The organism is Streptomyces sp. DH12, assembly GCF_020873895.1.
GTDB lineage: Bacteria > Actinomycetota > Actinomycetes > Streptomycetales > Streptomycetaceae > Streptomyces.
In genome coordinates, this window is the sequence record NZ_JAHWGT010001442.1 from 1 (window position 1) to 410 (window position 410).

General features: G+C 71.7%; 1 protein-coding gene. It reads right to left on the reverse strand.

The window, feature by feature from the left end:
- On the reverse strand, positions 1-303 hold a 303-nt coding region (locus LPA54_RS40480), incomplete at its 3' end, for an ACP S-malonyltransferase (RefSeq protein WP_368857918.1).
- Positions 304-410 lie beyond the last annotated feature (107 nt).

Sequence of the window (410 nt, forward strand, 5' to 3'; positions counted from 1 at the left end):
GTCGTCGAGGACGCCGGAGAGGGCGGCGGCGGTGATCTCGCCGACGCTGTGGCCGGCCACGGCGCCGGGGTCGATGTCACCCAGTGCCGAGGCGGACAGCAGCCCGGCCGCGACCAGCAGCGGCTGCGCGACGGCCGTGTCGCGGATCGCGTCCGCGTCGGCCTTCGTGCCGTAGTGGGCGAGGTCGAGTCCGATGGCGTCCGACCACGCGGCGACGCGGTCGGCGGCGCCGGGGAGTTCGAGCCATTCGGTCAGGAAGCCGGGCGTCTGGGAGCCCTGGCCGGGAGCGACGAGTACGAGCACTCTCACACTCTCTCTTGCGTACGGGCGCGGCCGCCCGTGGGGACAAGGACGAAGAACCGGAGGGGGTTTTGTCGACCCCCGACAAAAGACTAGGTCTGGAGATCACC